The organism is Caballeronia sp. PC1, assembly GCF_021353155.1.
Taxonomy (GTDB): domain Bacteria; phylum Pseudomonadota; class Gammaproteobacteria; order Burkholderiales; family Burkholderiaceae; genus Caballeronia; species Caballeronia cordobensis.
Window position 1 is genome coordinate 2,832,748 of the sequence record NZ_JAJUBH010000001.1, and the last position, 12,047, is coordinate 2,844,794.

A 12,047-nucleotide genomic window follows, 5' to 3' on the forward strand; every position below is an offset into this window, starting at 1 on the left:
AGACTTTCGGACAGCCCAAATAGGGGTGCCCGAAACGGACCGATTTTGGACGGGGATGGCTCGCCGCCTCGCCTGTTTTCAGAGGAGGGGCAGGCGCGACGTAGTCGCGCCGCTGGCCGCATCAGCCTCTAGCATCCCGGCCGGGTTCGTCTTCAGAAACACGGAAACGCCAGTATCGATCCGGTTTTACCCAGACGACCGTGGTTTCGGTGATTTTGCGAAAGGCAGTAAGAACGTCCTTGCCCACAACTTGATTCCCGTCGGCGTTTTCGGTCAGCAAGTCTTCTCGCTGGGATTTGACGAGATAGTCCACCACGTCATCTTGGTAGATGCACGCTTCTCGCTCAATCTGAGCGAGCATCCACCGCGCGACCGCGTCCGCGTTCATCAATTGGCCTTCGCTTCGACTTTGACCAATTCAAGCGATTCACCCTGAAATTTGCCATCCTCCAGTTTCTTGCCGGCGAACCATTGGCAAACGTACTTTCCGTAGTAACTGCTCCACTCTTGCACCGTCATGTTCGGACCGCCCGATTTCAGTTTGACAATAGCGCCGACCTCGAACTCTTTTCCCGTGCTCATATCTTCTTCCTCTCTTGTAAGGCAAGGATGATCACCCCTGCGGCTGCCAGATGTTGGGGCAGCCTACGGACTTTCAAGCACGTTTCGCTGAAGTTGAGCCGTGGAGTGGAAGTCCGGCAACTGAACCCTTCTTCTTCGCGATGGCTGCCACGAGCAGAGCAAAGACTACGTCCAGGATGAAGCCGGTCAGCGGTTCCATGAAATGCGTCTCCGTATTAGAGATGGTGCAGTGAAAGTGAAACTGTGGCTGGCAGGTCTGACACCAGACACGTGATGACACGGCGAAAATCCCTGCTGTTCCGCGCCGCGTCAGCGGCGGTCGAATTCGTTCTCGCGCACGACGACCCATGGAGGATGCGGGGCATGTTCGAGCAAGTGGACGACATTGCAATCTCGATCAGCGGTCGCGACTCCACCATCAATCGAGAGAGTCCGCGCCCATGTGTCGGACAATGCCTCGGTGGCGAGAAAGGCGGCCCACGCTTTCGGAAAGCGCGCCCGGGTATGAATCAGGGTGTGTGCGCGCTTCGAGACGGGGTATGCGGCCCAAGGTTTTGAGTAATCCTCGTTGTGCAATCCCACGTCGCCGACCGCGCCGGTCACCGAACACGCGCGGCCATAGCGAAGCCAGCCGTTCTGTCGGTAGAAGCGGTTCAGTTGCCAGCCGCGAATGCGAGCACCGCCGCTGAACCCGTTATATGGACGCGTGACGGGCCAGTGCCACTGAGGCAACCGGAACACCGTCTGCGGCTTATCAAAGGCGAGCGTGACGAACTGGAAGCGATGCACGACAGACTCTATGTCGGCGGGAGTGTCCATTTGACAAGACTCGCCATCACTCGTGGCCTGTCGCACGGCGTCATCGGAGCGCGGCTCGGGCGCATGGCTAAACGGACTCAGCTTTGTATTCATGCAGGTAGACGCGTGCAACCAGTTTCAAAAACGACCACAAAACGCGGCCGCTAGTGCATCGCCAGTGTCACGCTTCGGCTAAGGCCGCGCGGGCTTTCGCAGCGATCTGCTCGACCTATTAAGTCCGAGCAGAGCTGCCAGCCCCAACACCAGCCCAGTTTTTCACGGAACAGCCACCTGGGAAGTCAAAGCTTCGACGCAGCCGCGTTTTGCTTGGCGTTACGTTCGTCAAGGAAGGCTTTCATTAAGGGCTTGTACTGAACGAAAACCTCGGATTGATCGATCTGTCCTTGGCGCTGATAGAGCGTGATCTCGACGTTGGCGCCATTCCAGTCGCTCTCTTCCGACGTGAACTCGCCGCCAGCAACCGCTTTCACCACGGATACCGAAGTTTTCATCGGTGGGCCGTACCGGGTTATTAGGAGGTTCTTGACCGTCCCGAAGTCCTGTTCGTTCGCGTCCAGCGTCACTGACGCAACCTTACCGTTGTACATCAGTGCCGAAATGCTTTGGGGAATTCCGAGGTCGGGTCCCCTCCACAGCTTCACGAGGTTCTCATAGATCATCGCGCAGGTGGTCTTAGTGAGCGCTCGTTGAAGGGTGTCAGACGGGCATTCGAGCAGATCGGACGGGAGCGGCTTTCCAAGGTCCAGACCGAGAAACGACGTGGGCTCTTTATCCCAGACGGCCGGCGTCGTCTGCGACGGCTGCCTAGCTGGCGCTTTGGCTGGAGCCGCATGGGCGACACACACCAGAGCAATCCCCAAAACGACGGCACTCGCTCGTGCCTTCACCATCGACGCCATTTTTTCTCCCGTTGTTGTATGGCTGGGCTTCGCCCGTCCCCATAGACAAGCCGTGCAACCAGTTTCAAACCGGCGCGTAGCGTCCACCGTGAGGCGAATGTTGTTAGATGTCACTTATAGTTATCGAGATTAACCTGATAGTGCGTGGACCGCAATAATTCTGGCGGCGATCCTCTGCCTATGAGAAAACCGCCGGTCGAACTAACAGCGAGGGATCTTTTTGCCTCGAACTTGCGGGCGCTGCGGCGCGCGAAGGAAATATCGCAGGAAGAATTGGCGCATTCGGCGGGACTGAGCCGAACCTATGTCAGCTCAGTTGAACGCGGTGATCGAAACGTCTCGATCGACAACATTGGAAAGCTGGCGCTTGCGCTCGGGACCACGCCAATGAATTTGCTGGACCCGGAACTCTCCAAGAGGCTGCGCGGCGAATGATCGCAAGCGGCGAGGTCGCCGCTGCGCTCGCTCATCAGCTTACTTCCAGCTCCCATATCGGCGTAGCGTCGATGCCTAGGTCTTCAATGACCGTGCAAGCCGCGACGAGCAATTCGACTCGATCATGGGTCGGCCGGCTCCATAGGAAGCCTCTCGCGTACAGAGATACCTCGGACAGCGTCGTATCTCCGCATTCCCTCGCCAGCACCGCTCGCGAGCGGACGCTGTCGAGAAATTGTGTGCGCACTTCCGGCGGCACTCGTGCGCTGAGGAAATAGCGGTCCATACCGCGCGTCGTCATTTGCACTCGCCGGAACTCGATTCCCAAGAACTCAAACCCGTCTCGCATATCGACCGGGTCTTTCCAGGCAATTTGCAAAGGCCCCGCAGGATGCCTTTCGAAAAGCTCTCGAAAGAGGCACACTTGTGCTCTCACATCGTCTGGTGACTTCCCCAGCACAAGCAGATTGTCGCCGTACAAAAACACGCGGTCAGGCGGTAACGGCGGCAACCCTGCTTCGATTAGCCAGTAAGCGACAAGGGATGATGAGGCTGCGCCTTGAGGCAGAGCCAGCGAGGTTCCAGATGCAAATGACCCATCACATCTCCGTAGATAATGGTCACGTCTTCTATGTTCTCTTTCTCTTTGGTCGATTGCCTCCTGTGGGTTGATTGCCACCGTTTGTTGAATGACCTTTGGCGAGAGCGGCAGCACATCGTGAGCTGACGCTAGCCTAATGTTGTCGAAGCAGTTTCGGATGTCGACCTCTGCGCAGTGCGTCAGCCGAGCGTCATCCCTAAGCATCCGCGTGACCTCGCCCACGACCACCGACATGCCCCCTCGATAGATGACTTGGTCACGGTACTGGTTGGAAGAAGCAGCGGCTAGCGCCGCACACACCAGGCGCTGACGTGTGGTCCGCGCGATACCGAACGCATAGAACGTTCGCCAGCGACCATCGCCTTTTGACTTCCCACGGCGGTAGAACGGTTCCGAGCAGGCGACCGATGGGTCGAGCGGCCAGGGCAGTCCGACTCCGTTCTGCTGGTCTTTCCACAGTGCGTAGAAGGTCGCCTGACGCTCGGTCAATGTCAGATGTCCACGTGGTCCGTCGCCGTCGAGCCAAGTGTCATGCAGCACATTGAAATGAACCCAAGGCGAGCGCAAAAAGCGCTTCACAGCTCTGTTCAGTCTGCGTCCGGGTCGATCCGTAATTAGCCGCAATGACTTCGCCTGAATCGCCACGATCAGTTCCTCGTGACGGCGAGATCCACGTCGGCGGCATTGCTTGAATTCAGGATCGTAACGGTAGCCATAAACGAGCGGATCAAGGCGGCGATCACTCGTGAGTCGAGGAATAATGCGGGGCGGCTGCCAGGCCGATACGCCGCGCGATTCCTCGCGGGCTGTCGACCACGCGTTGCGTGGATCGGAAGGCGTGGCATTCATTGGCGCCCTCCCGAGAGAGCTTGCGTGTCGTCCTCGGTGCTCTGCCGACTGTCGATCCAGCGGCCGATATCCTCCTGACGCCAAGCAACCGCTCGACGGCCGATTCGGACGGGGGCAGGAAAACTCCCGTCTTTAATCATTGCGTAAATGGAGCTTTTGCGGAGGCCGGTCAGTCCGCAGACGTCAGGTAGCCGGTGAAGGCGCAGTCCGAATTGTTTGCTGTCCATGGGAGTTCATCCGTGTTCGAATGACTCCATTGTGGTTGCGCCTCCGACGGCAAAACGCGTCAGATCAAAATCCTTTCCCGCGAATCTGAAGCATTCCCGCGTCGTCAGGGGCGCTATAAATGCGCCCGCCCGACCAGCCGTTTGCGCACCTCTGCTTGCACAACGCGATCCCCGCCTGCACAGCGTTGCGGCCCGGCAATTCAGCTGCATTCATTCTTAGGACGGTCCTGCAAGCAAACCTCAGCATCTTGTGGAAGCGGCCCTCGCCTCTCGGTAAAGGCCACTCTTTAAACCACTGATGCCAAGCAAACGCTGCCTCGCATGCTAACTCCGTCGCATAGTCAGTTGGCTTACCCGGCTTAGGATCGAATGAAAAGCGGATGAGCTTCCCGTCGAGCGAGAATGTCGCCTCCCCGTCGACCGCGTGGCTTGCGCCGACTAACAGCAGCGAACGCAACTCCCTCTCCACGCGCTCGACATCGGCGGCCAAATAGCGGTGATGGATGTCATGGGTCCGAATCGAACGGATTGCCTCTTGAAGCTGATGCGCGGCGTGTTGAAGCTTCACATACGCTTCGACAAGCGTCCCTGATACAGGCCGTTCAACGCGCCGCAGATACGCGGGTAGATTTTCGACGAAATCAGCGCGGCCCTCTTCAGGAAGACCCAGTCTTTTCGCCTCGTCCGAGAGCGGATTCGAACGCTGAGCGCGATGCGTTCGAGCCAATTTGTCGAGCGTTATCCGTGGCCGCGCCCTAGCGCGGATGTAGGGCAGTTTCTCAGACATAGCGGCCTTGCTCGGTACGGCGAGCCGATCGAGCGCGGTTTGAAACCGGTTGCAAAGCGCAACACCGGCAGCGCCAAAGGTCCACCGACCGCATTTTAGGAATGGAGGGGAAGCGGTAGCGTGTTTCCGTACAATTTCCGTACGAGAAGAACATGAAAGGTGATGTCGCCGCTAAGCACGTGATTTCTAGTCACTTTTTGGCGCGCCCGGCTGGGATCGAACCAGCAACCCCTGCCTTCGGAGGGCAGTACTCTATCCATTGAGCTACGGGCGCATCGGCGGGAGGCCTTGCGAAGCGGAAAAACTAAGCGCCGGACAAGAAGCCGGCTGCAAGGCCCATGCGAATCCAAGAGGATACCTGCTTTCCGTGACTTCGTCCATCGCGCGGCCTTCAAGGCAATGCGCAGAAACAGTCAGAAAGCATCACACGATTCGGGTAAACGCCCGCTCCGCCGCGTCCGCCACCCCGCGCCGACAGTTAAGCGTTCCGTCTATAATCGACCGTGCCTTTCCCCAAGGCGCGCTTGAGCGCAATGCATTGCGGTAGCTGTCACGCTGTCACTGAACCGACTCACACCAAAAAACGGGAGACGAGACAAGCATGAGCGAAGCACCCCACGGAGCCCCGATTAAGACACCCGGCCAACTCATCGCCGCGGTCATCGCGGGTTTCGGCATCCCGGTCGCCATCATCATCCTGCTCGCGGTGTACGTGAACAATTCCACACGCACCGGCGCGGGCACGGACATCGAACAGTCGGTGAAGGAGCGCATCGCGCCCGCCGCACAGGTCGATATCCGCGATGCCAACGCGCCGCGCGTCTACAAAACCGGCGAGGAAGTCTACAAGGCCGTGTGCTCCGCCTGTCACGCGGCAGGCACCGCGGGCGCACCGAAATTCGGCGATGCCGGCGCGTGGTCCGCGCGCATCGGCGAAGGTTACGACACGCTTTTGCACAACGCGCTCAACGGCAAAGGCGCGATGCCCGCACGCGGCGGCACCAGTCCCGACGATTACTCCGACTTCGAGATCGCGCGCGCGGTCGTCTATATGGCGAACGGCAGCGGCGGCAAACTCGCGGAGCCGGCACAACCCGCGCCGGGCGCGGCGGCTTCGGCGCCCGCCGCGGCTTCGGGAGCCGCGGGCGCTGCGGGCGCGCAGGACAATGCGCAGGCGGCGGCAGCCGTCGCGGCGCTCGCATCGGTGCCGCAGACGGCGGCGGCTCCAGCGGGCGGCGGCGCGCAATCCGCCGATGCAGCTCAAGCCGGCAAGGCGCTCTACGAGCAGGTCTGTCAGGCCTGTCACGCGGCCGGCGTGCTCAACGCGCCGAAATTCGGCGACAAAGCCGCCTGGGCGCCGCGCCTCAAGGAGCCGATGGACACCGTCTACAACTACGCGCTGCACGGCAAGGGCGCGATGCCGCCGAAGGGCGGATCGAACGCGCCGGACGCCGATGTCAAGGCAGCCGTCGATTACATGGTGAACGCGTCGAAATAAGCGGGCGCGGGAGGCGATCTCAGTTCTTCTGCAGCATCGCCTTCAACATCGCCATGCGGTCTTTCGGCGACAAAGGCGCTTCTTCCTTGGTCGGCGGCGGGGCGTCGTCGAGCAGCATCTCGGGGATGAAGCGCGACGGCTCGCACACCACCGTCTCCCGCGCGCGCTTGCGCTTCTTGCACCAGTTCAGATGCAGACTGCGCTGTGCCCGCGTGATCGCGACATACATCAGCCGCCGCTCTTCCTCGATGCGCGAATCGTCGACGGGCGCGTCATCGTCCGAACTGCCTCGATGCGGCATGATGCCTTCCTCCACGCCCACCAGAAACACGTGCGGATACTCCAGCCCCTTCGACGCATGCACCGTCGATAGCCGCACCGCGTCCGGATCTTCCTCCTTGCCTTCGAGCATCGACATCAGCGCGACGGTCTGGATCAGGCCGAGCAGGTTTTTGCCTTCGTCGGCGAAACCGTCGGCGGTGTCGTAGCCGGTTTGCTCGACGCCAGGCGCGGCTGCCGGCTTCGTGCCCTTGCGCTTCAGCCATTCGAGGAATTCGAGGACGTTCTGCCATTTCGACTGCGCCTGCCGCTCGTCGTACGCGTCGTAGAGATACGACTCGTAGTGGATGGCTTCCATCATGTCGTCGAGCACTTCGGTCGCGGGATCGCGATCGGCGCGGTCCGACAGACGCCGCATCCACTCGCAGAACGTGCGCAGCGGTTCGACCTGCCGCGCCGACAGCCGCGCCTCGATGCCGCCCATGAACACCGCCTCGAACAGCGATACCTTCGCCGCGCCCGCAAACGCGCCGAGCGCTTCGAGCGTCGTGTTGCCGACACCGCGCCGCGGTGTCGTGATCGCGCGGATGAAGGCGGGATCGTCATCGGGATTGGCGATCAGACGCAGATAGGCGATCAGATCCTTGATCTCGGCCTTGTCGAAGAACGATTGCCCGCCCGAGAGCACATACGGAATGCGCTCGCGCCGCAGCACCTGTTCGAAGATGCGCGCCTGAAAGTTGCCGCGATAGAGAATCGCGTAGTCGCGGAACTGCGTGCGCCGCTCGAACTTGTGCGCGGACAGGCGAAACACGACCGACTCCGCCTCGTGCTCTTCGTCGTTGCAACCGGTGACGGTGATGGTGTCGCCCATGCCGTGTTCCGACCACAGCTTCTTCTCGAACAGCTTCGGATTGTTCGCGATGACGTTGTTCGCCGCCGTCAGAATCCGCACCGTCGAGCGATAGTTCTGCTCCAGCTTGATGACATGCAGCTTCGGAAAATCCTTGCCGAGCTGCGCGAGATTTTCGATGGTCGCGCCGCGCCAGCCGTAGATGGCCTGATCGTCGTCACCCACGGCGGTGAACGCCGCGCGCGGACCGGCCAGCAGCTTCACCAGTTCGTACTGGCACGCGTTGGTGTCCTGATACTCGTCGATGAGCAGATAACGCAAGCGGTTCTGCCACTTGTCGCGCACCTGCTCGTTCTCCGCGAAAAGCTGCGCGGGGCGCAGGATCAGATCGTCGAAATCGAGCGCCTGATACGCGTGCAGCGTCGCGGCATAGCTGCGATACACGATCGCCGCCTGATGCTCGTCCTCATTCGCGGCGAGCACGGACGCCTGATCGGGCGAGACCATCGCGTTCTTCCACAGCGAAATGATCGACTGGATCTTGCGGATCAGACCCTTGTCGGTCGTGCCGAGCTGCTCCTGGACCATGCCGAAGCAGTCGTCCGAATCCATGATGGAGAACTGCGGCTTCAGTCCGACGTGCTCCGCTTCCTGCCGCATGATCTGCACGCCGAGCGAGTGGAACGTGCAGATCGTCAACTGATTGACCGGAATCTTGCGGCCTTCCTTGCCGGGCGTCGTGAGCGTCTTGCCTTCGAGGAGCTTGCCGGTGCGCTCGCGCATTTCGAGCGCGGCCTTGTTCGTGAAGGTGAGCGCGGCGATGTGCTTCGGCTCGAAGCCGCGCCCTTCGATCAGATGCGCGATCTTCTGCGTGATCACGCGCGTCTTGCCGCTGCCCGCGCCGGCGAGCACGAGACAGGGACCATCGAGATAGCGCACGGCTTCGCTTTGCGCGGCGTTCAGACCTGCGGACATCGTGTTGAGCTTGGAAATTTGGCGCGCGCGGCGAGGCCGGCGCATGGAGGAGAGCGCGATGTTAACACGATAGAACCGGCGCGGTTCCGGCCCTCGTTCGTGCCACAATATCCGATCGAATTCACGACAGGACGCTGCCCGCATGAGCACACCACTTAAAGTTGGCGTAATGGGCTATGGCCTCGCCGGCGCGACGTTTCACGCGCCCGTCATCGAGCACTGCGGCCGGGCCGAAGTCGCGGCCATCGCGACGAGCCAGGCCGAGCGCGCGCAGGCGGACTATCCGAACGCACGCATCGTGGCGGATTTCGACGCGCTCGTCGGCATCGACGAAATCGAGGCCGTGGTCATCGCGACGCCGAACGACACGCACTTCGATCTCGCGCATCGTGCGTTGTCGGCGGGCAAGCATGTCGTCGTCGATAAACCCGTGACGCTGTCCGCGCGCGACGCCCGCACGCTCGCCGATCTCGCGCAGCAACGGGGCTTGCTGTTCGCGCCGTTCCACAATCGCCGCTGGGACGGCGATTTCATGACGGTGCGCGCGCTGATCGAGAGCGGGCGGCTCGGGCGCGTCACCCATTACGAATCGCATTTCGACCGGTTTCGCCCGAAGGTGCCGCAGCGCTGGCGCGAGGAGGCGGAGCGCGGCGGTGGCTTGCTGTTCGATCTGGGGCCGCATCTGATCGATCAGGCGCTGACGCTGTTCGGCGCGCCGCAGACGGTCACGGCGTTTGTGAAGGCGCATCGCGATCACGCGCACGCGCCGGATTACGTGCATCTCGTGCTCGGCTACGGCGACAAGGAAGTGATCCTGCACGCGAGCGCGCTCGCGGCGCTGGAGCCGCCGCGTTTCGCGATCCACGGCACGCGCGGCAGTTACGTGAAAAACGGGCTGGATACGCAGGAAGACCAGTTGCGCGCGGGCATGCGGCCGGGCAATCCTGAATTCGCGAAGAATCCGCCGGGCTTGCTGCGCGAAGTCGATGGCGATCTCGATCTGCGCCACGAATTCGCGACGAAAGACGGCGCGTATGTGGAGTTTTATCGCGCGCTGGCGGCGTCGATTCAGGAGGGCAAGCCGTTCCCGGTGTCGCCGCAGGACGCGGTGGATACGATGACGATTATTGAGCTGGCGATTGAGAGTGATCGGGAGGGGAGACGGGTGGTGTTCGAGCGGCTCGGCTGAATCCCTGCCGGCGGGTGCGCGCCGTCCATCGGATGCCCCCGAATCCGTTTGACAACCCGAAATCGGTCGCGTAAATTCTGCCGCACGCGTCGGGAGAGCGCGTGGCCTGTCGTCGCAACGAAAAAGGCCGCGCCGCCGAAGGGGCATACCCGCAAACTCTCAGGCAAAAGGACCGACGGCGTCGAGGAACGAAGTTTTCTCGCACTCTGGAGAGCGGCAGCGGCTTCATCGAAGCCAGTTGCCCACCGAAGGGGCGCGCGATGAATCGCAGCACGACCGTGCACGGTTCGCGCAATCTCTCAGGTACCGAGGACAGAGGGGTCACGCATCGCAACCGCTCGCGGCATGAGCCTTGCGCGCTGCTTCCGGCAGCACGAAGGCGCATCCGATAAGCGAATACTGCGCTGCGTGGCCTTTTTTGTTTCGCGAACCGAGGCCCCGATGACTTCACTTCAACAGACGCCCCTGCACGCCGCCCACCTCGCGCTCAACGCGCGCATGGTCGATTTCGGCGGCTGGGACATGCCCGTCAACTACGGTTCGCAGATCGACGAGCATCGCGCGGTGCGCACCGACGCCGGCATGTTCGACGTGTCTCACATGCGCGTCGTCGATTTCGAAGGCGAGGCCGTCCGCGAATTCTTCAGGTACGCAATCGCCAATAACGTCGATAAGCTCACGACGCCCGGCCGCGCCCTCTATTCGTGCCTGCTCAACGGCAACGGCGGCGTCATCGACGATCTGATCGTCTACTACTTCTCCGAAACGAGTTTCCGCGTCGTCGTGAATGCGGGCACGGCGGAGAAGGACATCGCCTGGTTCGGTCAGTTGAATGCCGAGGGCGAGTTCAATCTTTCCATCACGCCGCGCCGCGATCTCGCGATCATCGCCGTGCAGGGCCCGAACGCGCGCGAAAAAACCTGGCAAGTGCTGCCCGACGCGCGCGCGCAAACGCAGGACATCAAGCCGTTCAACGCCGTCACGGTTCAGTCCGCGACATTCGGCGAACTGATGCTCGCGCGCACCGGTTACACCGGCGAAGACGGTTTCGAGATCGTCGTCCCGGCGACGCATGTCGAAGCCCTGTGGAACGCGCTCGCCGATGCAGGCGTGAAGCCCGCCGGCCTCGGCGCGCGCGACACGCTGCGTCTCGAAGCGGGCATGAATCTCTACGGGCAGGACATGGACGACGACGTATCGCCGCTCGACGCCGGCCTCGCGTGGACCGTCGATCTGAAAACGGAACGCGATTTCGTCGGCCGCAGCGCGCTGGAGGCGAACGGCTCGAAGGCGGGCTTCGTCGGGCTCGTGCTCATCAAGGAAAACGGCAAGGCGGGCGGCGTGCTGCGCGCGCATCAGAAAGTCGTGACGCAACAAGGCGAGGGCGAGATCACGAGCGGCACGTTTTCGCCGTCGATGCAGGAATCGATCGCGTTCGCGCGCGTGCCGACGGGTGTTGCCGCGGGCGACACGGTGCAGGTCGTCATCCGCGACAAACAGCTTCCCGCGCGCGTGGTAAAACTTCCGTTCGTGCGCAACGGCAAGGTTCTGGTCGAACTTTCGTAACGCCGTCGCGCCCGTTCCCTCCTATCAAGAAACTCACGAAAGAACCACGCAAGGAGCATTCAATGAGCATCCCGGCCGATCTGAAATACACCGAATCGCACGAATGGGTCCGCACCGAAGCCGACGGCACGCTGACCGTCGGCATCACCGATCACGCGCAGGAAGCGCTCGGTGACATCGTGTTCGTCGAACTGCCGGCCGCGGGCAAGACCGTCGCGGCGGGCGATGCGATCGCCGTCATCGAATCGGTGAAGGCCGCCTCCGATATCTACGCACCGGTCTCGGGCGAAGTGGTCGCGTCGAACGATGCGCTCACGTCCGCGCCGGATCAGGTCAACGGCGCGCCGTACGAAAGCTGGCTCTTCAAGATCAAGCCGTCGGGCGACGCCGGTCTCGACAAGCTGCTCGACGCCGAAGGCTACGGCAAGTCGATCGGCGAATAATCTATCTCACGGACGAAGGCCGCCGCGCCTTCGTCGTCAGCAGGA

Annotated in this window: 14 protein-coding genes, 1 tRNA gene and 2 riboswitches; of the genes, 5 read left to right on the top strand and 10 right to left on the bottom strand. The window is 61.6% G+C overall.

Annotation, left to right across the window (positions count from 1 at the left end; translation table 11 throughout):
- Positions 1-121 precede the first annotated feature (121 nt).
- The 5 genes from LY284_RS13515 to LY284_RS13530 all read right to left on the bottom strand — a co-directional run bounded on the left by LY284_RS13515 (position 122) and on the right by LY284_RS13530 (position 2,300).
- Positions 122-388 (bottom strand): DUF6953 family protein, encoded by a 267-nt coding sequence (locus LY284_RS13515; RefSeq protein ID WP_233386738.1) that lies wholly within the window; start codon positions 386-388, stop codon positions 122-124.
- Complete coding sequence (locus tag LY284_RS13520; protein ID WP_233386740.1) at positions 388-582, bottom strand: YodC family protein; 195 nt, start codon at positions 580-582, stop codon at positions 388-390. The genes LY284_RS13515 and LY284_RS13520 overlap by 1 nt, the downstream gene beginning before the upstream one ends.
- Before the next feature lie 73 nt (positions 583-655).
- Positions 656-781 (bottom strand): hypothetical protein, encoded by a 126-nt coding sequence (locus LY284_RS38655; protein ID WP_255724102.1) that lies wholly within the window; start codon positions 779-781, stop codon positions 656-658.
- Between the two features lie 110 nt (positions 782-891).
- Positions 892-1,401 (bottom strand): hypothetical protein, encoded by a 510-nt coding sequence (locus LY284_RS13525; RefSeq protein WP_233386742.1) that lies wholly within the window; start codon positions 1,399-1,401, stop codon positions 892-894.
- 278 nt (positions 1,402-1,679) lie between these two features.
- Entirely contained in the window at positions 1,680-2,300 is a 621-nt protein-coding gene (locus tag LY284_RS13530) for a hypothetical protein (protein ID WP_233386744.1), read from the bottom strand.
- 144 nt (positions 2,301-2,444) lie between these two features.
- Between LY284_RS13530 and LY284_RS13535 the strand changes: the two genes are divergently transcribed.
- Positions 2,445-2,735 carry a helix-turn-helix transcriptional regulator gene (locus LY284_RS13535; protein ID WP_309243185.1) on the top strand — a complete coding sequence of 97 codons (291 nt, stop codon included), beginning with the start codon at positions 2,445-2,447 and terminating at the stop codon, positions 2,733-2,735.
- Between the two features lie 34 nt (positions 2,736-2,769).
- Here the strand turns inward: LY284_RS13535 and LY284_RS13540 are convergent, their stop codons facing one another.
- The 4 genes from LY284_RS13540 to LY284_RS13555 form a co-directional block, all read right to left on the bottom strand.
- On the bottom strand, positions 2,770-4,185 hold the full coding sequence (locus LY284_RS13540) for a hypothetical protein (protein WP_233386746.1): 1,416 nt from the start codon (positions 4,183-4,185) through the stop codon (positions 2,770-2,772).
- Positions 4,182-4,412, bottom strand: a complete 231-nt coding sequence (locus tag LY284_RS13545) for an AlpA family transcriptional regulator (protein ID WP_233386748.1) — start codon at positions 4,410-4,412, stop codon at positions 4,182-4,184. The genes LY284_RS13540 and LY284_RS13545 overlap by 4 nt, the downstream gene beginning before the upstream one ends.
- Positions 4,413-4,476: 64 nt before the next feature.
- Positions 4,477-5,199 (bottom strand): hypothetical protein, encoded by a 723-nt coding sequence (locus LY284_RS13550; protein WP_233386750.1) that lies wholly within the window; start codon positions 5,197-5,199, stop codon positions 4,477-4,479.
- 198 nt (positions 5,200-5,397) lie between these two features.
- Positions 5,398-5,473 (bottom strand) — tRNA-Arg (locus tag LY284_RS13555).
- A 327-nt stretch (positions 5,474-5,800) separates the two neighbouring features.
- On the opposite strand from LY284_RS13555, the gene LY284_RS13560 reads away from it, so the two are divergent.
- Positions 5,801-6,697 carry a cytochrome c5 family protein gene (locus LY284_RS13560; protein WP_233386752.1) on the top strand — a complete coding sequence of 299 codons (897 nt, stop codon included), beginning with the start codon at positions 5,801-5,803 and terminating at the stop codon, positions 6,695-6,697.
- 19 nt (positions 6,698-6,716) lie between these two features.
- Here LY284_RS13560 and LY284_RS13565 read toward each other — a convergent pair whose 3' ends face one another.
- Positions 6,717-8,804 (bottom strand): UvrD-helicase domain-containing protein, encoded by a 2,088-nt coding sequence (locus tag LY284_RS13565; RefSeq protein ID WP_233386754.1) that lies wholly within the window; start codon positions 8,802-8,804, stop codon positions 6,717-6,719.
- Positions 8,805-8,946: 142 nt separating this feature from the next.
- Here LY284_RS13565 and LY284_RS13570 point away from each other — a divergent pair, with 142 nt between their 5' ends.
- From LY284_RS13570 to gcvH, 3 genes are all read left to right on the top strand, one after another.
- Positions 8,947-9,993: an oxidoreductase gene (locus LY284_RS13570; RefSeq protein ID WP_233386756.1), complete on the top strand. Its 1,047-nt coding sequence runs from the start codon at positions 8,947-8,949 to the stop codon at positions 9,991-9,993.
- 80 nt (positions 9,994-10,073) lie between these two features.
- Positions 10,074-10,178: riboswitch (glycine riboswitch) on the top strand.
- 11 nt (positions 10,179-10,189) lie between these two features.
- A riboswitch (glycine riboswitch) is annotated at positions 10,190-10,319 on the top strand.
- A gap of 115 nt (positions 10,320-10,434) precedes the next feature.
- Positions 10,435-11,559, top strand: coding sequence for a glycine cleavage system aminomethyltransferase GcvT (gene gcvT, locus LY284_RS13575; protein ID WP_041730828.1), 1,125 nt, complete (start codon positions 10,435-10,437; stop codon positions 11,557-11,559).
- A 62-nt stretch (positions 11,560-11,621) separates the two neighbouring features.
- Positions 11,622-12,002, top strand: coding sequence for a glycine cleavage system protein GcvH (gcvH, locus tag LY284_RS13580; protein WP_014192652.1), 381 nt, complete (start codon positions 11,622-11,624; stop codon positions 12,000-12,002).
- Positions 12,003-12,047 lie beyond the last annotated feature (45 nt).